23 protein-coding genes are annotated in these 24269 nt (G+C 51.8%); 10 read left to right on the plus strand and 13 right to left on the minus strand.

Annotated elements, in window-relative coordinates; genetic code table 11:
• Nucleotides 1-12: 12 nt before the first annotated feature.
• The 8 genes from urtE to GOC95_RS04675 form a co-directional block, all read right to left on the minus strand.
• The gene (gene urtE / locus GOC95_RS04640) at nucleotides 13-702 is read right to left on the minus strand and encodes an urea ABC transporter ATP-binding subunit UrtE (protein ID WP_275356081.1); all 690 of its coding nucleotides are present in this window, start codon (nucleotides 700-702) and stop codon (nucleotides 13-15) included.
• A gap of 28 nt (nucleotides 703-730) precedes the next feature.
• Nucleotides 731-1474, minus strand: coding sequence for an urea ABC transporter ATP-binding protein UrtD (gene urtD / locus GOC95_RS04645; protein ID WP_194748367.1), 744 nt, complete (start codon nucleotides 1472-1474; stop codon nucleotides 731-733).
• Nucleotides 1471-2760, minus strand: coding sequence for an urea ABC transporter permease subunit UrtC (gene urtC / locus GOC95_RS04650; RefSeq protein WP_194748368.1), 1290 nt, complete (start codon nucleotides 2758-2760; stop codon nucleotides 1471-1473). The genes urtD and urtC overlap by 4 nt, the downstream gene beginning before the upstream one ends.
• 112 nt (nucleotides 2761-2872) lie before the next feature.
• Entirely contained in the window at nucleotides 2873-3790 is a 918-nt protein-coding gene (gene urtB / locus GOC95_RS04655; protein WP_194748369.1) for an urea ABC transporter permease subunit UrtB, read from the minus strand.
• Between the two features lie 130 nt (nucleotides 3791-3920).
• Entirely contained in the window at nucleotides 3921-5159 is a 1239-nt protein-coding gene (gene urtA / locus GOC95_RS04660; RefSeq protein WP_194748370.1) for an urea ABC transporter substrate-binding protein, read from the minus strand.
• Between the two features lie 61 nt (nucleotides 5160-5220).
• Nucleotides 5221-5559: a zinc ribbon domain-containing protein gene (locus tag GOC95_RS04665; protein WP_275356083.1), complete on the minus strand. Its 339-nt coding sequence runs from the start codon at nucleotides 5557-5559 to the stop codon at nucleotides 5221-5223.
• Nucleotides 5560-5613: 54 nt separating this feature from the next.
• A complete protein-coding gene (gene fmdA / locus GOC95_RS04670) occupies nucleotides 5614-6837 on the minus strand; it encodes a formamidase (RefSeq protein ID WP_194748372.1) in 1224 nt (407 codons plus the stop codon).
• A gap of 41 nt (nucleotides 6838-6878) precedes the next feature.
• Entirely contained in the window at nucleotides 6879-8063 is a 1185-nt protein-coding gene (locus tag GOC95_RS04675; protein WP_194748373.1) for a porin, read from the minus strand.
• Nucleotides 8064-8221: 158 nt separating this feature from the next.
• Here GOC95_RS04675 and GOC95_RS04680 point away from each other — a divergent pair, with 158 nt between their 5' ends.
• The 3 genes from GOC95_RS04680 to rpoH all read left to right on the plus strand — a co-directional run bounded on the left by GOC95_RS04680 (nucleotide 8222) and on the right by rpoH (nucleotide 11055).
• Entirely contained in the window at nucleotides 8222-8848 is a 627-nt protein-coding gene (locus tag GOC95_RS04680; RefSeq protein WP_275356085.1) for a hypothetical protein, read from the plus strand.
• A 356-nt stretch (nucleotides 8849-9204) separates the two neighbouring features.
• Nucleotides 9205-9654 carry a hypothetical protein gene (locus tag GOC95_RS04685; RefSeq protein ID WP_194748375.1) on the plus strand — a complete coding sequence of 150 codons (450 nt, stop codon included), beginning with the start codon at nucleotides 9205-9207 and terminating at the stop codon, nucleotides 9652-9654.
• 525 nt (nucleotides 9655-10179) lie between these two features.
• Nucleotides 10180-11055: an RNA polymerase sigma factor RpoH gene (rpoH, locus tag GOC95_RS04690; protein ID WP_275356087.1), complete on the plus strand. Its 876-nt coding sequence runs from the start codon at nucleotides 10180-10182 to the stop codon at nucleotides 11053-11055.
• Between the two features lie 87 nt (nucleotides 11056-11142).
• Here the strand turns inward: rpoH and GOC95_RS04695 are convergent, their stop codons facing one another.
• A complete protein-coding gene (locus GOC95_RS04695; protein ID WP_194748376.1) occupies nucleotides 11143-13098 on the minus strand; it encodes a dynamin family protein in 1956 nt (651 codons plus the stop codon).
• A gap of 230 nt (nucleotides 13099-13328) precedes the next feature.
• Here GOC95_RS04695 and GOC95_RS04700 point away from each other — a divergent pair, with 230 nt between their 5' ends.
• The 7 genes from GOC95_RS04700 (at nucleotide 13329) to GOC95_RS04730 (ending at nucleotide 20289) form a co-directional block, all read left to right on the plus strand.
• Nucleotides 13329-13724 carry a DUF971 domain-containing protein gene (locus GOC95_RS04700; protein WP_194748377.1) on the plus strand — a complete coding sequence of 132 codons (396 nt, stop codon included), beginning with the start codon at nucleotides 13329-13331 and terminating at the stop codon, nucleotides 13722-13724.
• The gene (gene ubiE, locus GOC95_RS04705) at nucleotides 13708-14475 is read left to right on the plus strand and encodes a bifunctional demethylmenaquinone methyltransferase/2-methoxy-6-polyprenyl-1,4-benzoquinol methylase UbiE (RefSeq protein ID WP_194748378.1); all 768 of its coding nucleotides are present in this window, start codon (nucleotides 13708-13710) and stop codon (nucleotides 14473-14475) included. Before GOC95_RS04700 ends, ubiE begins: the two co-directional genes overlap by 17 nt.
• A 4-nt stretch (nucleotides 14476-14479) precedes the next feature.
• Nucleotides 14480-15076 (plus strand): hypothetical protein, encoded by a 597-nt coding sequence (locus GOC95_RS04710; protein WP_194748379.1) that lies wholly within the window; start codon nucleotides 14480-14482, stop codon nucleotides 15074-15076.
• Complete coding sequence (ubiB, locus tag GOC95_RS04715) at nucleotides 15076-16623, plus strand: ubiquinone biosynthesis regulatory protein kinase UbiB (RefSeq protein WP_194748380.1); 1548 nt, start codon at nucleotides 15076-15078, stop codon at nucleotides 16621-16623. The genes GOC95_RS04710 and ubiB overlap by 1 nt, the downstream gene beginning before the upstream one ends.
• An 11-nt stretch (nucleotides 16624-16634) precedes the next feature.
• Nucleotides 16635-17078, plus strand: a complete 444-nt coding sequence (locus GOC95_RS04720) for a DUF2147 domain-containing protein (protein ID WP_275356091.1) — start codon at nucleotides 16635-16637, stop codon at nucleotides 17076-17078.
• Nucleotides 17079-17215: 137 nt separating this feature from the next.
• Nucleotides 17216-18682, plus strand: a complete 1467-nt coding sequence (locus GOC95_RS04725) for a sodium:solute symporter family protein (protein WP_194748382.1) — start codon at nucleotides 17216-17218, stop codon at nucleotides 18680-18682.
• 155 nt (nucleotides 18683-18837) lie between these two features.
• Entirely contained in the window at nucleotides 18838-20289 is a 1452-nt protein-coding gene (locus tag GOC95_RS04730; RefSeq protein WP_194748383.1) for a sensor domain-containing diguanylate cyclase, read from the plus strand.
• A gap of 10 nt (nucleotides 20290-20299) precedes the next feature.
• Here the strand turns inward: GOC95_RS04730 and mutM are convergent, their stop codons facing one another.
• Genes mutM through GOC95_RS04750 form a run of 4 tightly spaced genes read right to left on the minus strand, consistent with a single transcriptional unit; the run spans nucleotide 20300 to nucleotide 24254 of the window.
• Nucleotides 20300-21154, minus strand: coding sequence for a bifunctional DNA-formamidopyrimidine glycosylase/DNA-(apurinic or apyrimidinic site) lyase (gene mutM, locus GOC95_RS04735; RefSeq protein WP_275356094.1), 855 nt, complete (start codon nucleotides 21152-21154; stop codon nucleotides 20300-20302).
• Nucleotide 21155: 1 nt separating this feature from the next.
• The gene (locus GOC95_RS04740) at nucleotides 21156-22052 is read right to left on the minus strand and encodes a DUF4340 domain-containing protein (protein WP_194748385.1); all 897 of its coding nucleotides are present in this window, start codon (nucleotides 22050-22052) and stop codon (nucleotides 21156-21158) included.
• A gap of 33 nt (nucleotides 22053-22085) precedes the next feature.
• Nucleotides 22086-23480 carry a GldG family protein gene (locus GOC95_RS04745; protein WP_194748386.1) on the minus strand — a complete coding sequence of 465 codons (1395 nt, stop codon included), beginning with the start codon at nucleotides 23478-23480 and terminating at the stop codon, nucleotides 22086-22088.
• Between the two features lie 30 nt (nucleotides 23481-23510).
• The gene (locus GOC95_RS04750; RefSeq protein ID WP_194748387.1) at nucleotides 23511-24254 is read right to left on the minus strand and encodes an ABC transporter permease subunit; all 744 of its coding nucleotides are present in this window, start codon (nucleotides 24252-24254) and stop codon (nucleotides 23511-23513) included.
• Nucleotides 24255-24269 lie beyond the last annotated feature (15 nt).

Below are 24269 nucleotides of genomic sequence, written 5' to 3' on the forward strand. Positions count from 1 at the left end.
CTAAAAAAGCACTTATACAGACAAATAACTTTTTACCTTAGCTGCATCCACGTTGTCGCGCGTATCCTCATGGATAAAACGGCCTTTATCAATGACGATAATGCGGTCTGCCACTTCCATGGTGAAGCTCAACACCTGCTCGGAGACGATGATGGTGATTTCACGCATTTTGCGGATTTCGTTGAGGACCTTGGCGATGTCCTTGATGATGGACGGTTGAATCCCTTCGGTCGGCTCATCCAGCAGTAATACTTTTGGATTGGTCACCAGCGCGCGGGCAATCGCCAATTGCTGTTGCTGACCACCAGACAGGTTACCGCCCTTGCGTTTACGCATTTCATGCAACACCGGGAACAGCGCAAAAATATCATCCGGGATCTCGCCTGAAGCTGACTTCTCGAGACCAGTTTCGATGTTTTCCTGCACGGTCATATTAGGAAAAATCCAGCGGCCTTGTGGCACATAGGCCAGACCCTTCATGACGCGTTCATGGGTGGCCGAGCCTTGCAGATCGATCCCATCGACGGTGGCTTTACTGGCTTTGCTTGGCAAAATGCCCATCAGCGATTTGAACAGCGTGGTTTTGCCCATGCCGTTGCGGCCCATGATGGCCAGTGTTTCGTTTTTGTTGGCTTTGAAATTCAGGCCATGAATGACCTGACTTTGGCCATAACTCACCTGCAAATTTTCAATTTCAAACATGCTGTGCTCCTTGAATGGCCTAATCCAATTAATGTCCTAAATACACTTCGATGACTTTTTCGTCTGCCTGGACTTTCTCCATCGGCCCTTCGGCGAGGATTTTGCCCTGATGCAGCACAGTCACCTTGTGCGCAATTTTCTTCACAAACTCCATATCGTGCTCGATCACAATCACCGAGCGGTTCTGGCAGATGCGGTTGAGCAAATCGGCGGTCTGGTCGCGCTCCTTGGCGCTCATGCCTGCCACAGGTTCATCCAGCATCAACAGCTCAGGCTCTTGCATGAGCAACATGCCGATTTCCAGCCATTGTTTCTGTCCGTGACTGAGCAAGGCAGATTCCATCTCAAGAAACTCGGTCAACATGATGTCTGCCGCCACTTTGCGCACGCGGTCTTCCACCTCTTGTGTCCGTTTGAAGGTCAGGCTGCCAAACACGCCGCGGCCTTTGGGGTAAGACACTTCCAGGTTTTGGTAAACCGTCAGGTTTTCATAAATGGATGGGTTCTGAAACTTGCGGCCGACGCCGGAGCGTACAATTTCGTGCTCGGACAGCTTGGTTAACTCAGTGTTTTTAAACTTGATTGAACCGGCTGTGGATTTGGTTTTACCGCAAATCAGGTCGAGCACCGTGGTCTTGCCGGCGCCGTTAGGCCCCACCAGCACACGCAGTTCGTTTTTGTCGATATACATGGTGAGACTATCCACCGCTTTAAAGCCATCGAAGGAGACGGTCAGGTCTTCTACTGCCAAGACGAAGTCGGTATTACTCATGCTTCTGCTCCTCTCATTTTATTGCTTTCGATCGCGGACGGCTGATCAGTGCTGGCCGCCGCTTTCTTACGTGATGTTTTCTTGACGCCCGCTTCGGTAGAGGTTACGGCGCCCGTGGTTGAAGATTCGGTAAGTACTGCTTGTGCTTCTACCTCAGAAGTACTTACCTCAGGCTTTTTTGCGTCAGCCTTGTCTTTGAACCAGCCATATTTGGTCGCCAGGTTGTCCCAGATACCAGCCAGGCCATTCGGGAAGAACATCACCACAGAGATAAACAGGCCACCCATGAGGAACAACCACAACTCTGGATAGGTTTCTGAAAACACGGTTTTACCGTAGTTAACCAGCAAGGTGCCATATACGGCGCCAATCAGCGAGGCACGCCCACCCACGGCACAGAAAATCACCATTTCAATCGAAGGCACAATGCCGACAAAGGACGGTGACATAAAGCCCACTTGCAAGGTAAACATTGCACCACCAACGGCAGACATCATCGCCGCCAGGCAGAAGATAAAGATTTTAAAGTTGGAAACGTCGTAACCAGAGAAACGCACCCGCTCTTCTTTGTCGCGCATGGCTAGCAACAACATACCGAACTTGCTGCTCATGATGTATTTGGACAGGAAGATCGCCCCGAACAGCAACAAACCATTCACGTAGTACAGGATATATTTCGCAGAATCGGTGCGAATATCCCAGCCTAACATGGTACGCAGGTCTGTCATGCCGTTCACACCACCGGTATAGCCTTGCTGACCAACAATCAGAATACTCAGGATCAGCGCAATCGCTTGCGTGATGATGGAGAAATACACCCCACCCACACGACGCTTGAACATGGCATAACCGATGATGTAGGCAAAGATGGCTGGCACGGTGAGTACGGCAATCAGCGTGAAGGGTAGGCTTTTGAACGGCTCCCAGAACCATGGCAAGGCCGTGAGCTGGTTCCAGTCCATAAAGTCAGGAATGCCTGGCGTAGACTGGATTTTAGTGGTTTCTGGATCGGACGCTTCCAGCTTGAGGAACATCGCCATCGCATAGCCCCCCAGACCGAAGAAGATGCCCTGGCCCAGACTCAAAATACCGCCATGCCCCCATAACATCACCAGGCCGACGGCGACAAAGGCGTAGGTCAGGTATTTACCAATCAGGTTGAGGCGGAAAATATCTACCCCCAGTGGCAACACGACGAAGATCAGGGCGGCCAGCGCAGCCAGGCCGATCACGCCTTCCTTACCACCCAGTACAGGACTGGCTTTCATTTTTTCCCATAATGTCATCAAAAATCTCCTCTATTGATGCGTTGATTCTAGTGCGACAGATATAAAGTACTAATACGTCTATTTACTTATGGCAACGCGTGAGAAGCATGCTCACACGTTGCCGTATCTGTTATTTACGCAGTTTGGAGGCAAACAAACCTTCAGGTTTCATCATCAAGATCGTGACGATGGCGAGCAGCGTGGACACTTTGCCCATGGAGCTGGTCATAAAGAACTGCAGGATAGATTGCGCCTGGGCAATGCCGAAGGCTGAGGCAATCGTCCCCACAATGCTGGCTGCACCGCCAAACACCACCACCATAAAGCTGTCTACGATGTAGAGCGTACCCGTGGTTGGGCCGGTAGAAGCAATCGTGGTAAACGCAGCGCCCGCGATCCCGGCAATGCCGCAACCCAAGGCAAAGGTCACACGGTCGACTTTTGCAGTGTTAATGCCCACTGCACCCGCCATGGTACGGTTCTGCACGGTGGCACGCACACGTAGGCCCCAGCGTGATTTATACATAAACATATAGACACCGAGGGTCACCAGCGCAGCCAGGGCCATCACAAAAACACCGTTGATCGGGATATCAATGTCTGGCGTCGGCTTGAAAGAGCCCAACATCCACTCAGGCAACTCGGCACTCACCTCTTTGGCGCCAAAGGTAGAGCGGAAGATCTGCTGCATGACCAGGCTTAGCCCCCAGGTCGCCAGCAAGGTATCCAGTGGCCTCTTGTACAGGTGCCGGATCATGCCGTATTCAACAACATAGCCGACCGCGAATGCCAGCCCGAACGCAATGAGGATGGCAAACAAAAAATAGTAATTGGTGAAGCCGTAAGTGGCAGCCACCTTGGATAGCATGACCGTGGTATAGGCACCGATGGTCATAAACTCACCATGCGCCATGTTAATCACACCCATCTGCCCGAAAATAATCGCGAGACCCAGTGCCATGAGTAGCAACACTGTAAACATGCTCAGGCCGGAAAAGCCTTGCATCACCACAATATTGCCTATATCTGCCATCGAATAACCAAACATATCGGTCTCCTTAAAATGCAACTTCTCAAAATTGCTGACTGCTTGAAATTTTTTACAACTTGAATGCTGTTTGCGCCAAACGGTAGCCGGATTGACCGGCTACCGCTTAAGCATTTACGACAGGACTAGCTTATTGATAGCCTTTTGGAAATGGATCAGGTTTGATGTAATCAGAGGTGTATACCACTTTGGCCTGGCCATCTTTACCCCACTGACCAATACGCAGCTTGGTGGTCAGGTGGTGGTTGGCTTCCACAGTGACAGGGCCTTCTGGTGCATCTTTGAAGGTGTAGCCTGGCAATGCTGCTTGCACTTTGTCTACATCGAAGCTACCTGCACGCTCAACGGCTGCCTTGTACAACCATGGACCCAGGTAAGCAGCTTGTGTCACGTCGCCGATCACAGACTTCTCACCCCAGCGTTTTTTGAATGCTTCTACAAATTTCTTGTTAGCCTCATTGTCTTGAGACTGGAAGTATTTCATCGCAGAGTAGAAACCAGCCAGGTTTTCACCACCGATACCCAACACTTCGTCTTCGGTCACGGAGATGGTCAACATGGTTTGTTTGCTGGAGTTCAAACCGGCAGCGTTCAATTGTTTGAACCATGCCACGTTACTACCGCCCACCACCGCTGCGTAGATCACGTCAGGTTTCTTCAGTTTGATTTTGTTGATCACAGAACCGAACTGGGTGTCACCCAAGGCGATGTATTCTTCACCCACCACAGTGCCATGCAAGTGTTGCTCGATGTGTTTACGGGCAATCTTCATGGAAGTACGTGGCCAGATGTAGTCAGAACCAATCAGGTAGAAAGTCTTGGCTTTTTTCTCTTTAGCGATCCAGTCCAACCCTGCCAGAATTTGTTGTGTCGCTTCTTGACCGGTGTAGAACACGTTTTTGGATTGCTCCAGACCTTCGTAGAAGGTTGGGTAGAACAACAAGCCATTGTCTTTTTCAAACACTGGCAAAGCCGCTTTACGTGAAGCAGACGTCCAGCAGCCCATCACAGCAGCCACTTTGTCTTTTTCCAGCAGTTTCTTCGCTTTTTCTGCGAAAGTTGGCCAGTCAGACGCACCGTCTTCCTGGATAATTTCAATCTTGCGGCCCAGAATACCGCCCATGGCGTTGATCTGTTCGATCGCCAGCTTTTCAGCCTGGATAGAACCGGTTTCACTAATCGCCATCGTGCCGGTGGCAGAGTGCAGAATACCTACTTTTACTGTGGAGTCAGTCACTGCCAAGCCAGTCGTATTCACTTTTGCAGTCGGATAATCCGCTGCAAATGCATGACCGCTGATAAGGCCTGCGGCCATCATGGCACCGACCAATGCGCCCTTCATAAAACCGCGTCTGTTTGAGGTACTCATTACTTCTTCTCCTTTATGGATAAATCAATAAAATCAATAATTAAGGGATTGATGTCGCTGATTAATGCCCGACCATCCACGGCCGTGCCGTTTTCTTGGTCTGCATTTGCAAGCCCGGTTTACCTGTATCCTGGTTGACCGGCGGCTTGGTTTTACACGTGTGTGATCCGGTACAGCCACAGCTGGAACGTCTGGCTGTACGCGGCTCGTTGGCAGATTTCTCGTTACGTTCATGCGCAGACCGTTGCATTTTGTCCATGATGGCCAGTTTGGGCACAGATAAAATCCGTGGACTCTCTGCCCCGCAACAATCGCAGTAGGCAGGCAAACTCGACTCACTCATTTTGCGTAGCGCAGTAAATACGCCACAACTGTCACATTCATATTCGTAAAGAGGCATCTTGGTTTCCTATCAAGTCTGATCAAATAAACTGCACGCGATCAACACTCATTGTTATGTGCAAGTGGACACATCTATGCCTGGCGGCACCATGATCTTCGGTCCATCCGCGTTAGGTCGGATATCAAACTCAAAGATCTCGGTCGGGACCCACAAGGTGGCACAAGCGTTAGGGATATCGACGATGCCACTGATATGCCCCTCTACCGGCGCAGTCCCCAGGATGGATACCGCTTGTTCGCCGCTGTAACCAAATTTTTTCAGGTACTCAATCGCGTTGAGGCAAGCCTGGCGGTAGGCAATATGCACATCCAGGTAATGTTGCTTGCCTGCTTCGTCAACCGAAATGCCTTCAAAAATCATGTAATCACGGTAAGTCGGTGTGATCGGGCTGGGCTGGAACACAGGGTTTTTAATCCCGTATTTCTTCACACCATCCTTGATCAGGCCAACCTTGATATCGAGGTAACCGGCCATTTCAATCGCACCGCAGAAAGTGATTTCACCGTCGCCTTGTGAGAAGTGCAGGTCACCCATGGAGAGACCGCCATCCTTCACATAGACCGGGAAGTACACCCTTGAGCCTTTGGTCAGGTTCTTGATATCGCAGTTACCGCCGTGATCACGTGGTGGCACGGTACGCGCGCCTTCAGCCGCTGCTTTTTTGGCAGCATCACCACTCAAACGGCCCATGACGGCAGATTGTGAAGTCGGAGGGCAAGCCAGTGGCGGGACACGATCCGGATCCGTTGCAATCAGGTCGCCTTCACGCTTGTTCCAGGTTTCGAGCAGTTCTTTGGATGGCAGGCAACCAATCAGACCCGGGTGCATAATGCCGGCATAACGCACCTTAGGCACATGACGGGAAGTGGTATACACGCCGTGGAAATCCCAGATGGTTTTGCTCGCTTCAGGGAAGTGGTCGGTCAGAAAGCCCCCACCATTTTCCTTGGCAAACAAACCGTTAAAGCCCCATTGATATTCATCAAAAGTACCCACATCCAGAATATCCACCACCATCAAGTCACCCGGCTCAGCACCTTCCACGCCAATCGGGCCACTCAGGTAGTGCACCTGTGTCAGATCAACGTCACGCACATCATTGGCGCTATCGTTATTACCGATCTGACCACCGGTCCAGTCCATACACTCAACACGGAACTCATCCCCTGGCTTGACCATGGCAATCATCGGCAGGTCGGGGTGCCAGCGGTTATGAATCTGACCATCCTGCTCCCATGGTTTTTTATCCAAATCCAACTTCACTATTGTTTTCATTACGCTCATCTCCTTTGTGGAAAAGGGTTATAAGGTGTTGATTAGAACTGCATCTGCAGGGCGACTCGGACGAAATCTTTATTAGAAGCCGTCGCGGTATCTTCTTTGCCGTAGGTGGCTGTCAAAGTCGCGTTGTAAGGTGCAATCACGTAATTGGTGCCCACTTCAAAGCGTTTGCTTGCGCCACCGCCGGTGGTATTGGTAAAAGCTGTCGTTGTCGAGTTGTAGCTTGTCACACCATCGGCGTTAAATTTCTGGTAACGAATGATAGGCATGAATTTGCCCCAGCCTACTTGTTCCTGGAACAGGTAGCCTAAGCCAGCGGAGTATGCATGACCTTGCTCACCTTTAAACACACCATCGGTGCCGTAGTAGTAATAAGCAGCTTCAGCAGAAAAGGTACCAGGACCCACATCTTTTTTCTCTAACAGGAAGTCCACGCTGTAAGCTTTGTAATCACCCACCACATTGGTAGGGCTGACAACACCATCTTTTTTGTAACGTCCAGCAACCCCGATGGCAAGAATGTCTTTAGCACCAAAGTAGTTGCCTGTACCGTAGTAGCCTGGTTCTGCATCCCAGAAATCGTATTGCACACGACCGGCATACATCAGGTTATCTTTATGTGTTGAAGATTGTGACTGCGCGCCAACCCCACTAAAACGGAAAATCTGGTTACCTTCAAAGGCACCGAATGAAACATTAAGATGATCCTCAAGAAAGCTGGTAACCATAGCCACACCGTCATCACGACCAATCACACCACCGTTCCAGCCATAACGTGAAGCAATGTTGGCCCAGTAGCCACCACCCATGGAGTAGTAAGGACCTGCCATGTTGGCACGGTCACTCGGAGACAGGAAACGACCTGCCCAGATGGCCACTTCAGGGGTTAACTGAAATTGCACGTTGGCATCAATCACTTCAACATTAGAGCCTGCAGAGCCGCCACCTGATTTTTCAGTGTTCAGCATGCCTTTGATATACTTGTTAAAAGAACCAGAGATATAAATACGAGCACTATCCAGAGCGAAGTCGTTTGAACGATCGCTGCCTTGATTCACAGCGTCCTCTTTTGAGTTATAGCTGCTGATAAAGCCAAACCCAAGGCCAATATATTTATCTTCGCCAAAGTTGATTGTTGCACCCGCATTTGCCAGTTGTGCACCCAGGCCACAAGCCATTGCTACCGCAGTATGCAAGGCACATTTTTTCAAGTTCATCATCTAAGTTCCCTTTCTCGTTAAATTCAAATCACAGTTGATCAAAACTTGCGCTCAGCTTAACGAGAGGGGGTTGTAGGACAAATACGTCAATTTGCGTAGTGGCGAGGGCGTGAAAAGCCCGCTAGACTGCGCATAACAAATCACGAACAGGACTCGCAATGCGTCTTTTAACTTACCTATTAACAACCGCCTTATTGGCAGGGTGTGGCCAGATTTCTTACAAGCAAGGCGGCAACCAGCAGGACATCGAAAGGGCGCATCAAGCCTGCCGTGGCAGCGGCGATCAGCTCTCGGCATGCCTGGCAGAGCATGGTTGGAAAAAACCCAAGCTAGATGCGTTTGACCCTTTATTTGCAACTATAGAGGCTTCGGATAACCGCGGTGGCATGCAAAGCAAGCCCAGTCCTTTTATAGACTTATCCAAAGAGAATGCAGCGAAAGTGCAAGCTGCAGCTGTTGCAAAAAAACCACAAGCAAGCCCGGCAGCAACCAGTGCCGCCTCCGACCCAGCCAGCTCGGCAGCCTTAACGCCAGCGAACGACGCACCTGAATCAGCCCCTGCTGCGCCACACAGCACAGTGAATGACGGTCCTGATGTAGCGTATTCGATCAATTCATGGTGGAAAATGGGGGCTTTCCCTAACCAGCTATCCCGTGACCAAGCCAGCTGCGAGAAAAAGCTGGGAGAAAACTACCTGCCTGATTACAAGACACAGACTTTTAAACGTGCGTTTGTCTCCTGTATGCATGACTTGGGCTGGATGGCCGTACGAAATGTGAAGTAAAAAATTGCTTGCCAGTCGCCGTCCGTCAATCGGATGGTGCCATTGGCAGGCACGCGAGGCTGTCAATGGAGACCACTTTACACTCGCGCCAAGACAGAAGCATCACAAGCCAGAAATTAACAAGCTATTGATTTAACCATCTCATCTGCCCAGGTGCCTTGACCTGAGCCTGTTGATCCGCCCCATGCGATTAGTTCTCTCAAAAATCATTCATCATAAAAACCAGGCAATGACTGTCAGCACCCTCTGACAACGCTATCAGAATAATCAGACTGCTCTGCGGGGCATAGCCTTTCTAAAATCCGCCTATGCAAATCAATCTGCATTTTTCTGAAACAGACAGAAAGAAGGTAACCATGCTCAGAATACTCATGGCAGGTGCATTATGTTGGACAATTGCCCTGGCCACGACCGCAGAAGCCGGTGTCGCGGTCAGCGTGGGACAACCCGGCTTTTACGGCCAGATAGTCCTCGGTGATGCTTATCCAGTGCCGCAAGTGGTCTACCCGCAACCCGTGATTATCCAGCCACCACCGGTGGCCGTGGTGCAGCCCCCCATGTATCTGCATGTACCGCCCGGCCATATGAAGCGCTGGGCACGCTATTGCGGCGGCTATGGCGCTTGTGGTCGTCAGGTCTATTTTGTACAGGATGGCTGGTATCAGAATGTTTATGTGCCACATTACCGGGCACATCCTGGTCCACCTGGGCCTGGTCCCGGTTGGGATCACTGGCATGATGGCCCACCAGGGCCAGGAGGCAGACCTGGCGGCCCGGGACGTGGCCATGGTCACGGCAGGGATTAATCTGAAACCATTCAATACCGTGAGCCTGATGACAGACCGGATACTGTAAGCACAGTGTCAGCCAAACCGATTATGATGCTTTATCCTTTATCAGGCTCAGCACATTGCTGTGCCGCGATGAAGGATAAAGCACGCATGCGTAACAAGCGGCGATGCCCCACCCAACATCACAACGGATTGCAGTGACTGGTTTCAAGCGTTAACTATTAAGGTTTAGCTTCATGCATCCGGTTCTGCGCGTTGTGTTGCATAGGATCCAATAAGTTGCACAACATATTTACCCCACTGCCCCATGCCCTTGCTAACGTCAGTATTGCCTGTCCGCCATATGAATATCCTCCCATTATCCCGATCTCCCTGCCAACGCCTTCCGGCAGTGATTGATCCTCCAAAAATGAGGTTGAATTCCGGGTTTTATTCTGATTTTCGAGCCGGATTTAGTTTATAAAATGCGATAGCCAGTTGGAACTTTGCCAGAGACTAGCACTCTCATACATTGAGTGCTAAAATTGTTTTAAATCTCTTTTGATACCTAAGGAGTTTGTTATCAACGCTTTTACATTACCTGTCGTTGCATCGGCAGACAGCCTGGATAAATACCTGCAGACTATCAAGCAGTTTCCGGTGCTGACCGCTGAAGAAGAATACGGTTATGCGACCCGCCTGAAACAAAGCGGGGACCTTGAGGCTGCGCGTGCGCTGATTGTGTCGCACTTGCGTCTGGTCGCCAGCATTGCTCGTGGTTACAGCGGTTATGGCCTGCCCCAATCAGACCTGATCCAAGAGGGTAATATTGGCTTGATGAAAGCAGTTAAACGCTTTGATCCCGATCGCGGTGTGCGTCTGGTTTCTTTTGCCATGCACTGGATCAAGGCTGAAATTCATGAGTATATTGTGCGGAACTGGCGTTTGGTCAAGACCGCCACCACCAAAGCGCAACGCAAGCTGTTCTTTAACTTGCGGAGCATGAAAAATGGGTTTGAGACCTTAAGCCAGGAAGATGTTCAACGCATTGCGACTGAACTCAATGTGAAACCAGAAGACGTGACCGAGATGGAATACCGCCTCAATGGTCAGGAAATCTCTCTGGATGCGCAAGTGGACGAGGATGGCGAAGAAGTGTACAGCCCAATCGCTTTTCTGGAGGATGAAGGTCCTGAACCTTCTACCTTGCTGGAAAACCTGCAGACTGAGCACATGCAGACAGAAGGCCTGAGCATGGCTTTGCAGCAGCTGGATGAGCGTAGTCGTCGTGTACTGCAAGCCCGCTGGCTGACCGAGGGCAATACGGCAACATTGCATGATCTGGCCGCAGAATTTAGTGTTTCGGCTGAACGTATCCGCCAGATTGAGCAAAAGGCGATGCAAAAGATCAAAACCTATATGCTGGAAAGCAAATAAAAAAACGGGTGCCAGTCACCCGTTTTTTTATGTTCGTGTTTCAGAGGTCTACCCTCTGCCCCCAAAAGTCTTGGCCTCAATCACCGCTTAGGCAGCTTTCACGACAACCTCTTCATGCATCAACGCCGTCATGGCTTTGGCATGCAAATGATCCAGATCTGCCAACTGCTGGCGAATAGAGAGTTCCACCTGCTCCAGGTCCGCAATACGCTCTTCCAGGGTATCGGTGGCCTGATAAATACGTTTGATACTTTCGACCCGGCGCTTGAGTTGCACATGATGCTCACGCATCTGGCTTTCCATAGGCGCCATCACGGCTTTAAGCCAGCTTTCTGTATCGCGGTTAGCGGCTTCATACTCGATAATGACATGGCTGGCCAGGGTCTCAAAGAATTTACTGGTCAGCGTCAGCTTTTCATGCGCAATCATGTTAAAGGTGGTATTGAACTGATCGCGGTAAATCGCTTCGAGTTTATTCAGGGCCTTAAGGTAACGTGAAGTGGAAAATGGGGGGGGCGACTTTTGCAACAGGCCATGTTCTTTGGAGAATTTTTCATACATGGCTTCCATCATTTTCTTGATCTCAAGCACATGCACGTCTGCATCCATCATCCGGCGCTTGAGGTCACTGAAAAAGTCATCCATGGCCTGACGCATGGTTTTGGTAAATGCGGCTTTCATCATGGTCTCACGCGTTTCACGCACCTTGTTCTTGAGTGCTGGCATGCCGAGATGGTGAAATAACTGGTTGGATTGCACGGAAAACACACTACGCAAAGCCTGGTAACGTTGCAAGCCGACTTCAAAATTGACCTTGTCCTGTTTCACCTTGCGCATCATCTGCGCAATCACGTCTTCATTTTTGCCTTGCAAGCAACGCAACTCGTCCGACTGGTCTAGCACACTTTGCAGTCGGGTTTCCAGGGTCACCCGCGTTTGCTGCATCATGTCGTCAATCTCACCCTGCAGGCTCTCGCGCACAATTTCCTGCTTGGCCGGGATCAACTCATCCGAGAGATTTTTCTCCAGCTGCAACAAGCGGCTCTTTTGCAGCAAGGCCACATCACCTTTGACCTTGGCCAGCAAGCCTTTTTGGGCAGAGGTTGGCAAGATCTGGTCGCGAGACAAGCCCAGTAACTCAGCAGTATGTTGCAATTGACGATAAAGCTCAGCCTCGACCTCATCATCTGTCTTGAGCGGATCCCACAAGCCATCAATCTTGTTGAGCACCGCCATGCGGCCTTTTTGCTTCCAGCGTGCGCCACTGATATAACGGCGCCAGACTTCCATCTCGGATTTGGTAACCCCGGTATCCGCGCCGAGAATAAACAGCACGGCATGCGCATTCGGCAGCATGCTCATGGTTAACTCAGGCTCGGCACCGATGGCATTGAGGCCGGGCGTATCAAGGATTACCAAGCCCTGCTTGAGCAAGGGATGCGGGAAATTAATCATGGCATACCGCCAGCATGGAATCTCCATCAGGCCATCTGCGCCGATCAACATGGCATCGTCAGAATTGTCAGGATGATACAAACCTAGCGACTGCGCCTCTTGCACTGTCACGCGACGGGTACGACTGACCTCCTTGAAGGCTTCAACCATGCTGTCGCGCGAATGGGCATCGAACTCCACCACAGACCAGGCTTGCGGCATGCGGCGATATTCAGTAATGGATATCTGGTGGGTATTGGTTTCAATCGGCAGCAGTGACAGGCTAACGGGTTTGCCGGTGTCATAACGCAGTTCGGTGGGACACATGGTGGTACGGCCTGCACCGGATGGCAACAACCGGTGACCATACCCTGAAAAGAAAATGGCATTGATGAGCTCTGACTTGCCGCGTGAGAACTCTGCAACAAAAGCGACATTGAGCTTGTCTTCACGCAAGCGGTTGAGTTGCTGCTGTATGCGCTCATCTAACTGCACATCACTGAGCTGCTTGTCCGCAATCCAGCGTCGATACTCTCCCAGTACATCAGCAATCGATTGACGCCAGCGTGTGTACAAATCAAATTGTTGTGCCAGTCGGTTATTTTCCATAGGACCTGCTGCAATTTTATTAAGGTGACCTACTTGTTGTTATTTTTCTATAATCTAACATGAATTGTTAAAAGATCAAATAAATCATGCAAGTACAGCTATTAATTCACAAATAAAATGAATTATCAACCCTAACATGAAACATTTGCTTGCCATGCGGTAGATGCGTGCATCTGCTATCATGCGCAATATTCAAGTTAACGGCCCCAAACACGGTTTTCTTCAATCATATGAGCGGTCTACATCCTGATTGCCCCATCCCTACCCTGATCCAACTGCATCAGGGCTCGCGCTTGCTGGAAATTCATTTCGATAACCAGACGGAATGCATGCTGTCATGCGAATTTTTACGTGTGTACTCGCCCTCTGCCGAGGTCCGCGGGCATGGCGCAGGCCAGGAAGTGCTGCAACTGGACAAGCAGGATGTGAACATCAGCGCCATTGAACCGGTTGGCCGCTATGCAATCAAACTGATCTTTGATGATGGTCATGATACCGGGCTGTATTCGTGGGATTATCTGTATTATCTGGCACAACATTATGAAAGCCTGTGGCAAGACTACATCGCCAAACTCACCATGGCAGGCCATACGCGCAAGGAACCCAAGCATGCAATCCAACACTGAGCAGCAAAAAACCACCCACTTTGGCTTTGAAACCGTCGATGAACGGGAAAAACAGAAAAAAGTGGGCGAAGTCTTTCATTCGGTGGCGCAAAAATACGACATCATGAATGACGTCATGTCTGCGGGCATGCATCGGCTGTGGAAACGCTTTGCCGTGGATGTCAGCGGCGTTGGGCAGGGTGACAAAGTACTCGATATTGCCGGCGGCAGTGGCGACCTGTCGCGCCTGTTTGCCAAAAAAGTGGCGACCCAGTCTCCCAGCAATCCCGGCACGGTCATTTTGACCGACATTAACGCCTCCATGCTGGGCGTGGGCCGAGACCGTATGATTGATGCCGGCCTGACCATTCCGGCCACGCAGTGTAATGCCGAAGGACTGCCGTTTGCTGATGAAACCTTTGACTGTGTCATTGTGGCGTTTGGCCTGCGCAACATGACACATAAAGACGTTGCGCTCAAAGAAATGCAACGTGTGCTCAAGCGTGGCGGACGCCTGCTGGTGCTTGAGTTTTCCAAGGTTTGGCAACCACTGGAGAAACTTTATGACACCTACTCTTTCAAACTGCTGCCTAAGTTTGGTAAATGGATCGCCAACGATGAGCCCAGCTATCGCTATCTGGCAGAAAGCATCCGCATGCACCCTGACCAGGAAACCTTGAAACAGATGATGCATGCAGCAGGCTTTGAAAAAGTCGATTACTACAACCTGACTGCAGGCGTGGTCGCGCTGCACAAAGGCATCAAACTCTAACCCCATGTTCAAGCCCTTGATTCAATTCGTGCTGCAGCACTTGATGCAGCAAAACCGCTGGACCGCTCCCAGGTTACAGCCGTATGCGCACAGTCATCTTTGTCTAGACTTTAAAGTGGCCCGTGTCATGCTGACAGTGTTAAGCAATGGTGAGCTGGCAGTTGCAGGCGATACCGCCATGGCAGATGCCACCATTCACTTGCCGCCCAGCCTGGCCATGCGGCTACTGAGGCAAGATCCGCAGGCGCATAGCCTGATTAAAATTGATGGCGACAGTGCGCTAGGCATGGAAGTCGGCAAGATTCTGGCGGCCATCCGCTGGGATGTCGAAGAAGACTTGAGTAAAGTGGTCGGCGATGTGGCGGCTTTTGAAGTCGTCCAACTCGGTCAGCAAACCATGCAGCGCTTGCAGGGCCAGGCCAAAAACCTGGGAGAAATGCTGGTGGAATACTGGCAAGAAGAGCAGCCGTTACTGGCAAAAAAAGCCCGCATCACGCAATTTAACCAGGCCGTCGACCAGCTCAGGGAAGACACAGACCGCTTGCAGCAACGCGTAGAAAAACTGTTAGCTGCCAACGCCACCGCAGAAAGTCAGCCCTGATGCACTGGATACGCTTTTTTCACATTATCGGCATGCTGATCTGGTATCGGCTGGATATTTTCTTTGTCCGTGACAATCAACCAGGCCTGGGCTCGCGACTACTCAACGGGTTGTTATTCTGGCGCCATGCGCCGGAGAAACGGGCCGTCCGCTTGCGGCTGGCGCTCGAAAAACTCGGCCCGATTTTTGTCAAGTTTGGCCAGATGCTGTCTACACGCCGCGACTTGCTGCCGCCGGATGTGGCCGATGAACTGACCAAACTGCAGGACCAGGTACCGCCATTTGCCTACGCTGAAGTGGAGCGTATTATTGAGCAGGCCTTTGACGCCCCGCTGACGACGGTCTACGCCGAGTTTAACGCGGTTCCAGTCGCGAGCGCTTCGGTGGCCCAGGTGCACTTTGCCAAACTGCATAGTGGCGAACAGGTAGCTGTTAAAGTGTTGCGTCCCAATATTGCCGCCATTATTCATAGAGACATCGCCTTACTCCGCACGCTGGCCTGGTGGGTCAAAAAACTCTCCCGTGAAGGGCGCCGTCTCAAGCCGGATGAAATGGTGGATGAATTTGCCCGCCACACCGAGCACGAACTGGACCTGACCCTGGAAGCTGCACAGTGCGCACAGCTTGGCCGCAACTTCAGTGACCGTCGCCTGCTGGTGCCTACGGTTTACTGGGACTATTCACGCAAGCAAGTGATGACCATGCAGCGTATGTTTGGCACGCCTGTCCGCGAAACCGCCACGTTGCAGGCCTATGGCATCAACCTGACCCAATTGGCTCACGAAGGCGTAGAGGTATTTTTTACGCAGGTATTCCGTGATGGTTTTTTTCATGCCGACATGCATCCGGGCAATATCCAGGTGGTGACAGAGGGGCCGGATAAAGGCAAATTCATTGCCCTGGATTTTGGCATCATGGGTAGCCTCACGCCTACCGACCAGTATTATCTGGCGCGGAACTTCCTCGCTTTTTTCAACCGTGACTACCGGGATGTGGCAGTGGCGCATATTGAGTCTGGCTGGGTGCCGGCAGATACCAATGTAGAAGCCCTCGAAACAGCCGTGCGCGCCATCTGCGAGCCGATCTTTGAAAAGCCGCTGAAGGAAATTTCATTTGGCCGCACCCTGCTCAGCCTGTTTCAGATGTCACGCCGCTTTGGCGTGAATATTCAGCCGCAACTGATTATGTTGCAAAAAACCCTGCTCAATATTGAAGGCCTGGGCCGTGAACTGGACCCGAATATCGACTTGTGGCAAAGCGCCAAACCATTTCTCAAGCGCTGGATGAGCGAGCAGATCGGCTGGCGCAGCCTGCTTAAATCTGCAAAACGTGAGCTCCCCTATGTACTTGCCCATGCTGCAGAAATGCCGCGCCTGCTGGAGCAATATCTGCGCAATCAAAGCGAGCTGGCCAAACAGCAAACCCATATTGATACCTTGCTAAACAGCCAGCACAAGCAGGCCACCTGGCAAAAATGGGCGACGATGGCCATTCTCGTGCTGGTATTGCTTCAATTTGCCAGCTTGTTTTTACTGTTCACTCACTAAAGGAGTACATGATGGCATCCCCCAAGAAGCTACTTGTTGCAGTATTGATGATGTTACCCATGGCCTTGCAGGCAGCCGACTTGAGCGGTCTATGGCAAACGACGGACGATAAAACCGGCAAACCTCGCTCACTGGTTCGCATTGCCGAATCCGGCGGGGAATACCATGCCGTTGTCGAAAAAGGCTTGCTAGCCACAGACACCGGCGATGCGGTGTGTGACAAATGTACCGACGAGCGTAGAGGGCAAAAAATCATAGGCATGACCATCGCCAAACACCTCAAAGCCGGTAGCAAGCCCCAAGTGTATGAAAATGGCGAGATTCTGGACCCGGAAAACGGCAAAACCTACCAATGTAAAATGACATTGAGCCCTAATGGCAACGAACTGGAGGTGCGTGGCTTTATCGGGATTTCACTGATTGGCCGTTCGCAAACCTGGAAACGGGTGGAGTAGTGGCTATCAAACGTGCAGATTTGTAAAAAAGGCCTGATTTTCGGGCCTTTTTTACTACAGCCAGATTGAGAACCCCTGTGTAGGCCAGGTTTTGTTTTAAAATCGGCGTTTTGCAACTGACTCAAGGGAAACGGACTGTGCTGATCTGGTTTGTGGTGGCGTACTTACTTGTCTCTATCGGGATAGGCCTGTTCGCTGCCAGGAATGTACATAGCACCAAGGATTATGCAGTCGCTGGCCGCCACTTACCCTTGCCGGTGGTGACCGCCACCGTATTTGCCACCTGGTTTGGCGCAGAAGCGGTCTTTGGCGTGTCCGCCACCTTTGTGCGTGAGGGCTTGACCGGGGTGGCCGCAGACCCGTTTGGCTCCAGCATGTGCCTGATTCTGGCCGGGATTTTTTTCTCCAGCCGCCTGTATAAACTCAACATTCTGACCTTGGGCGACTTTTACCGCATGCGCTACAACCGTAGCGTAGAGGTGCTGACCACCCTGGCCATCGTCGTCTCCTACATGGGCTGGGTAGCGGCACAGATCAAAGCCCTGGGCCTGATCTTTAACCTGATCAGTCATGGCGCCATTTCAGAGCAGGCAGGCATGATGCTGGGGACGGCCATTGTCCTCACCTACACCACGCTGGGCGGGATGTTATCTGTGGCTATCCTGGATTTTGTACAGATGATCGTGGTCATTGGCGGCCTGCTGTTTATCGCTTATCTGGTTTCCGGCCAGACCGGCGGCATTGCGCCAGTCATTGCCCATGCGCGTGACGCGGGCAAGCTGCACTTTTTCCCGCAAAGCACAGACTGGAGCGTATGGCTGACCTTTATGGGAGGCTGGCTGACCATGATGCTGGGCTCTATCCCGCAACAAGATGTGTTTCAACGCATCACCTCGGCAAAAACCGGGAAAATCGCCTTGTGGGGCTCGCTACTGGGTGCCAGCATTTACTTCTGTTTCACCTTTGTGCCCATGTTTATTGCCTATGCCGCAACACTCATAGACCCGGCGACTTTTGGCACCTTGGTCGCCACTGACTCGCAACGCGTGCTGCCGACGCTGGTGTTAACGCATACCCCCCTGCTGGCGCAGGCCATCTTCTTTGGGGCAGTGCTGTCTGCCATCATGAGCTGCTCGTCTGCCACCTTGCTCGCCCCCTCAGTCAGCTTTGCCGAAAACGTGGTCAAGGGCTTTATGCCACAGATGAGCGATCATCACTTCTTGCGCGTGATGCGCTTGTGCCTGGTCGGCTTTGCGGCCATGGTGCTGTTTTATGCCCTTAACTCTGAACTGTCTATTTTTGGCATGGTAGAAAGCGCGTACAAGGTGACGCTGGCCGGTGCCTTTGTACCACTGCTGTTTGGTGCGTTTTGGAAGCGTGCCACCAGCCAGGGGGCGCTGGCTGCCATTTTACTGGGCATTACCAGCTGGATCCTGATAGAGGTGATGGTCAAGGACAGCCTGATTCCGGCACAATTGATCGGTCTCATGGTCAGTACCGTCGCCATGGTCATCGGCTCCCTGTTACCACAAAAACTGGGCGGCACGCCTGCCCCTGCCGCTGGCTACTTACATGAACATGCTGCCAGATCCCATCCGCACTAGCCTCGCCATACACCATGGTGAATCATTCATGCCAATTGTATGAATACGGCATTAAAAAGCGGACTATTCAGCCGAACAGTAGAATGGGGATTTTGTGATAATCCACAGTTATCTCAGCCTTTGGCTGTTCAAGCATCTTCAGGTCATTGGTCGTTATGGTCGTAAACAAGCGTTTCTATACCGTTATTCTCAGCGCGATCGTGCTGGCGGGGTTTGTGGCGACCAGCCTGATCGGCTATTTCGTGGCCAAGGACTCGCTGACTGAGCGCTTGGAGCAGGAAATGCTGCCGCTGACCAGCGACAATATCTACTCTGAAATCCAGCGCGACCTGCTGCAACCCTTGCTGATCTCTTCGCTGATGGCGAATGACGTATTTGTGTTTGACTGGGTCAATGATGGTGAGCAGGATGCCAGCAAAATGACCAGTTATCTGGCACAAATCCAGAAAAAATATAACACCATCACGGCATTCTTTGTCTCTGACAGCTCGCTGAACTACTACCACCCCACCGGCGTGATCAAGCGGGTTTCACGAAGTAATCCGGACGACAGCTGGTATTTCACGGCCAAAGATTCACCGCATCCTTATGTCATCAATATTGACCGCGATACCGCTGACCACAAACGCCTCAGCATTTTCGTCAATTACCGTATCGAAGATAAATCCGGCAAATTTATTGGCGTGATCGGTGTCGGCCTGTCGTTGCAGACGGTAGTCGAACTGATAGAAAACTACCAGAAACGCTATGGGCGCGAAATTTATTTCGTCAATCGCCAGGGCGAGGTAATGCTGCAAAGCAGTCATTACCACTCCGAGTTACACTTGCAAAACAAGTCTGGCCTGGACAAAGCGTTTTTGAAAGTGCTGACCTCCCCCAGCGCATCATTCTCATTCAAAGCCAACAATGGCAGCATGCTTTATCTCAATAGCCGTCTGGTGCCGGAGTTTGACTGGTATCTGATTGTGGAGCAAGTGAACGACCCAAGCTCGGAGCGTATTGAAACCGCGTTTATGATTAACCTGGCCGTGGCACTGGTGATTAGTGCCATTGTGTTGTTCCTCGCGCATGTCGCAGTACGCGGTTACCACGACAAACTGGAGACCATGGCCACGCAGGATAAACTGACCGGGGTCACCAGTCGCCAGGTGTTTGAGTTTTACTTCAAGCAGGCCGTGGCCCGCCGCAAGCGCCGCGATGAAGCCTTGTCGCTGGTTCTGATTGATATTGACCTGTTCAAGCAGGTGAATGACACCTATGGCCACGAAGCGGGTGACCGTGTGCTGTCTCGCGTGGCACAACTGATCAAATCGCATGTGCGCGAAGAGGATGTGGTGTGCCGTTGGGGCGGTGAGGAATTTTTACTGTTGCTGTCGGGATGCAATATGCAGCATGCGCGCGACATCACCGAGTTGATCCGTTCCGCGGTAGCCGGATTGCAATTTCACTTTAGCAACCAGGTGGTACATATCACGGTGAGTGCTGGCGTGGCCGAGATGCACAATGATGAAACGCTGGGACAAGTGGTTGAACGGGCTGACCATCATTTGTATGCCGCCAAACGCGCCGGGCGCAACTGCATCCGGCCAGATACGGATGAAGCCTAAGGCTGCTTGATCAAGGCTTTATCAAGCCCAGCTCCGCTGGTCTGGGCTGACAATGCGCACAATAGAACGTTGAACGTTGCCCAAGGCGGATATTCTGAATCGGGCGGGCGCATATACGGCAGGGCTCTCCGGTGCGTCCATAGACCGTATAGGTCTGCTGGAAATAGCCTGGATTGCCGTCTGCGCCAAAAAAATCGCGCAAACTACTGCCCCCCGCCGCGAGTGCCGACTGCAACGTCGCCTTGATTTCTTGTACCAGCAAGGCACACTGCGCCTCGGTCAACGCCTTGGCAGGCGTTTCGGGATGAATCCGGGCTCGGAAGAGTGATTCACTCGCATAAATATTGCCGACCCCCACCACCAGATGTCCATCCATGATAGTGGTCTTGATCGGCGCATTGCGCGTGTGTAATTGCTGGTAGAGATATTGGGCGTTAAATCCAGCCTCAAGCGGCTCCGGTCCGAGACGATTCAGCAGCGCATGTTGCAGTGGATCCTGCCCCAGCCACAACACGGCACCAAATCGGCGCGGATCACGCAAACGGATCACCCGGCCATCGGTAAAACGGATATCAAAGTGATCATGTTTTTCTGCGGGGAAATCGCGCTCAAGCAAGCACAGGCGGCCAGACATGCCCAAGTGTAATAACAACACGCCCGCGGTCGCATCGGTGCCGATCTCGGCCAGAATATATTTTGCCCGGCGCGTCAGCTTGAGCAAGCGCTGCCCTTGCAGGTGCTGCGGCAAGTCGGCAGGAATCGGCCAGCGCAAGCCATGATGCCGTATGGTGACCTGTTCAATCAACGCGCCCTCTACCGGCAACAAGCCGCGGCGCGTGACCTCAACCTCGGGTAATTCAGGCATGCTACTTCTGGAGATTGATGGGCGGGTTCACCATGGTAAAGCCCGTGTCGTTACTAAAGTGATAAATAATGCCTTCATCTGGACGTGCCAGTTGGTACTCCGGCGATTCCTGCAATTTTTCAAAGTGGATTTTCTTGCCATCCCGCAGCAACACCTCAAAAGAAGGATAAGTTTGCTTGCGGTCTGGGGTGTAAAACTCTACCGAGACCGCCTGCGCCTGCACCCAGCTAAAATCCATCCACTCATTCAACTCATTTTGCGTAGGTTTAGCCTTGGGGTCATTCACCGCCCATTTGCCGTCAGTCGCCAACTGCACTTTCAAGGCATTTGCTTCCCACTGCTCCAGATGCGCCAGGTCAAAGCCAGCCAACTGTTTGCGCTCAGCGGGTGCCAAAGGCATTTTATCGACCATCTCAATCGGTTGGGTAGACGCGGCCTCGCTGTACTGGCCAGCCAGCAAATATACCTGTCCGGCATAGCCCACATACTGTTCCTCGGTTACCGGATTATAGGTGCCAAAACTAAAAACTTGGTCGCCTTTGGCGCCGGACAGCGTCAGCTTCAACACGGGCTGATCCAGACCATATTTAGACGCATCCTGTAGTGGCAATCTGGTGGCCGTGGTAGCGGCGATAATCGAAATGATGCGCTGCACCGAGGCCTGGTCGGCACGCGCCGCATAGGGTTTACGCATCATCCAGTAGCCATTCTGCTTTTCAAAGACCGTGGGCGCTTTGGCCGGAAACTCAGCTTTGACGGCATCAAAGTCTGCCATCTTGAGCGTGGAGACTTCAAACTTGGCCGCGGGCGCCTGCGCTTGCGGTTGCAAATGCAAAAACACCGCAATGCCCACTACCACCGCCAGTAACAACAGATTCAATAACCATCTTTTTTTCATGACTGACCTACTCCACCCTCAGCTCACCAGGCATTAAGCCTTGCGGCGTCTCCACCACAAGAACAAACCTGCCACAAACAACCCGACCGGAATGAAATACTGGAAGGCATGAAAGACGCTCCAGGCCACCAGCCGTCCCTGATCAGTGGCGGGAATCGTGACGTTGATATCCTTGAGCGGCATCGGCTGAATGGTGATCAAACGGTCATCGCCTGCCAGCCAGTTGATAATATTGATGCCCAAATCGAGATTGCCGCCGTTGGTGATAAAGGTATTGGCCAGGAAGTTGGCATTGCCTATCACCACGACGCGCTGGCCTTTTTTGCCATATTGGCGCTCTAACGCCACGCCCACATTGATCGGACCGGCTTTATCCTTGCCTTGATCAAAGCGCACCTTGAGGTTCTGTGCTCCGGCAGGAATCTTGTCTGACTCCAGCCAGCCATTCGGTGCCACATCAATCAGGCGCCCGACTTTCCAGCCCAGATCATCCGAGGCCTGGCCATCGACTTCATGCGCTTCCGGGAACACGGTGCGCAGCATAAAGTTGCGGGTGATCGGATGATCGCCATACAGACTGGCAAACGCCATTTTCGGATCGGCACCATACTGCTCGGCAGCGCGGTCAACCACAATACCCGCAGACACTTTGATGCCCAGATAGTCAGCCACTTCTTGCAAGCCATGCAGATTATCGTCATCCAGCAGCCACAACACGTTACCGCCTGCCTCAATATACGCCTTGATTTTTTTGGCCTCTACCGCAGAAATATCCACTTGCGGTGCCGCAATCACCAGCATGGCGCCATTTGCGGGCACGTCCTGGGCAATAGTCAGATCCGGGTTGGCAAACTTGAAGCCCTTGCTTTCCAGTTGCTTGCCAAACTCGCCCAGATCATGATTCTTGACGCCTTGCAACAGGCGCTCACCATGACCATCCAGATACATGACCGGCTGGTTGTTGGTACGCGACAGGCGCACCAGCAAATTGGTCATTTCCTGCTCGGCAAACGGTGGCGTGATATGTTCACTGCGCTTGTTGTATTCGACGATGGTTTCACCGTCAACTTTTACCCCGGCCTCCTGCGCCATCTTGGGCTCTTCAGACGGGTTGATAAACTTGATGAATACATTTTTCTTTTCGCGCTGGTAGCGTGCAACAAAATCCAGCATGCCTTTACGGAAAGTGTCGCCGTTATTGGCGTCATCATTGGTGGCAAACACGGTGATATTGATGTCGCCATCCATCTGCTTGAGCACATTGACACTGCCCTGGGTCAGGATGTTGCGGTTGGCCTGGGTAATATCCTTGGCCCAGCGGTATTGGCTGGACAAGTAGCCCAACATCACCACCAGCGCCAGAAACACCAGCACAAACATCCAGTTTTGCGCCAGCAGCTGCCATCTAAACTTACTGTTAATTTTCATAGTGCTTTCAAACTCGACAACAACGCGGGCTTAGCCGCGCAAACGATCTGCATCCAGACGACGAATCGTCAGGGTAATAAAGGTAAGGATAAACAAGCCAAAATAGGCCAGGTCAGCCGTATCAATCAAGCCACCGGCAAATGACTGAAAGTGACGCATCAACGAAAACTTGAGCATGGTGCTGGTCGGGTCGCCGGCAAAAAAGCGGTCCAGAATCATGAGCACAAACAAGGCAATAAAGCTCAAAATGCCGGCAATGATCGGCTGTGCCGTCAAGCTGGAAAAATACAGACCCAGCGCGGCAAAGCTGGAGACCAGCAGCAACAGGCCCAGCGAGTTGGCAAAAATATAGCCAAAATCAATATCTGACCAGATATTCAAGGTTGTCAGCATCACGCCGATGTAAACCACCAGAATGCTCAGGAAGACCACCAGGCCTAAAAACTTGCCCATCACAATTTCGCTGATGGACAACGGCGCACTGAACAAAAATGGCAGTGTCTGGCTGCGGCGCTCCTCTGAAATCAGGCGCATGGAAAGCAAAGGCACGGCAAATAACATAATGAAGGAGGCCAGGCCATAGACAGTTTGCCCGACAAACTGCGTGACCCCAATCCGCTCGGCCGGTCGGATGGAGCCGGACATGACTTCAAAGTAGTTATTCACGCCATTGAGGTAGTAAGTGCCAAACGAAAACGTCAGCAGGGCCAGAATAATCCACCCCATGGGCGAGGCGAACATACTCTTGAGTTCTTTTCTTGCAATATTCAACATACTTTATGCTCTCTA

It is taken from the genome of Methylophilus sp. YYY-1 (genome assembly GCF_029132825.1).
Lineage (GTDB): Bacteria > Pseudomonadota > Gammaproteobacteria > Burkholderiales > Methylophilaceae > Methylophilus > Methylophilus glucosoxydans.

Bases quoted from the DNA above. Each gene is read 5' to 3' on its own strand.
- urtE (WP_275356081.1), bottom strand. From the start codon at position 702: ATGTTTGAAATTGAAAATTTGCAGGTGAGTTATGGCCAAAGTCAGGTC.
- urtD (WP_194748367.1), bottom strand. From the start codon at position 1,474: ATGAGTAATACCGACTTCGTCTTGGCAGTAGAAGACCTGACCGTCTCC.
- urtC (WP_194748368.1), bottom strand. From the start codon at position 2,760: ATGACATTATGGGAAAAAATGAAAGCCAGTCCTGTACTGGGTGGTAAG.
- urtB (WP_194748369.1), bottom strand. From the start codon at position 3,790: ATGTTTGGTTATTCGATGGCAGATATAGGCAATATTGTGGTGATGCAA.
- urtA (WP_194748370.1), bottom strand. From the start codon at position 5,159: ATGAGTACCTCAAACAGACGCGGTTTTATGAAGGGCGCATTGGTCGGT.
- GOC95_RS04665 (WP_275356083.1), bottom strand. From the start codon at position 5,559: ATGCCTCTTTACGAATATGAATGTGACAGTTGTGGCGTATTTACTGCG.
- fmdA (WP_194748372.1), bottom strand. From the start codon at position 6,837: ATGAAAACAATAGTGAAGTTGGATTTGGATAAAAAACCATGGGAGCAG.
- GOC95_RS04675 (WP_194748373.1), bottom strand. From the start codon at position 8,063: ATGATGAACTTGAAAAAATGTGCCTTGCATACTGCGGTAGCAATGGCT.
- GOC95_RS04680 (WP_275356085.1), top strand. From the start codon at position 8,222: ATGCGTCTTTTAACTTACCTATTAACAACCGCCTTATTGGCAGGGTGT.
- GOC95_RS04685 (WP_194748375.1), top strand. From the start codon at position 9,205: ATGCTCAGAATACTCATGGCAGGTGCATTATGTTGGACAATTGCCCTG.
- GOC95_RS04695 (WP_194748376.1), bottom strand. From the start codon at position 13,098: ATGGAAAATAACCGACTGGCACAACAATTTGATTTGTACACACGCTGG.
- GOC95_RS04700 (WP_194748377.1), top strand. From the start codon at position 13,329: ATGAGCGGTCTACATCCTGATTGCCCCATCCCTACCCTGATCCAACTG.
- ubiE (WP_194748378.1), top strand. From the start codon at position 13,708: ATGCAATCCAACACTGAGCAGCAAAAAACCACCCACTTTGGCTTTGAA.
- GOC95_RS04710 (WP_194748379.1), top strand. From the start codon at position 14,480: ATGTTCAAGCCCTTGATTCAATTCGTGCTGCAGCACTTGATGCAGCAA.
- ubiB (WP_194748380.1), top strand. From the start codon at position 15,076: ATGCACTGGATACGCTTTTTTCACATTATCGGCATGCTGATCTGGTAT.
- GOC95_RS04720 (WP_275356091.1), top strand. From the start codon at position 16,635: ATGGCATCCCCCAAGAAGCTACTTGTTGCAGTATTGATGATGTTACCC.
- GOC95_RS04730 (WP_194748383.1), top strand. From the start codon at position 18,838: ATGGTCGTAAACAAGCGTTTCTATACCGTTATTCTCAGCGCGATCGTG.
- mutM (WP_275356094.1), bottom strand. From the start codon at position 21,154: ATGCCTGAATTACCCGAGGTTGAGGTCACGCGCCGCGGCTTGTTGCCG.
- GOC95_RS04740 (WP_194748385.1), bottom strand. From the start codon at position 22,052: ATGAAAAAAAGATGGTTATTGAATCTGTTGTTACTGGCGGTGGTAGTG.
- GOC95_RS04745 (WP_194748386.1), bottom strand. From the start codon at position 23,480: ATGAAAATTAACAGTAAGTTTAGATGGCAGCTGCTGGCGCAAAACTGG.
- GOC95_RS04750 (WP_194748387.1), bottom strand. From the start codon at position 24,254: ATGTTGAATATTGCAAGAAAAGAACTCAAGAGTATGTTCGCCTCGCCC.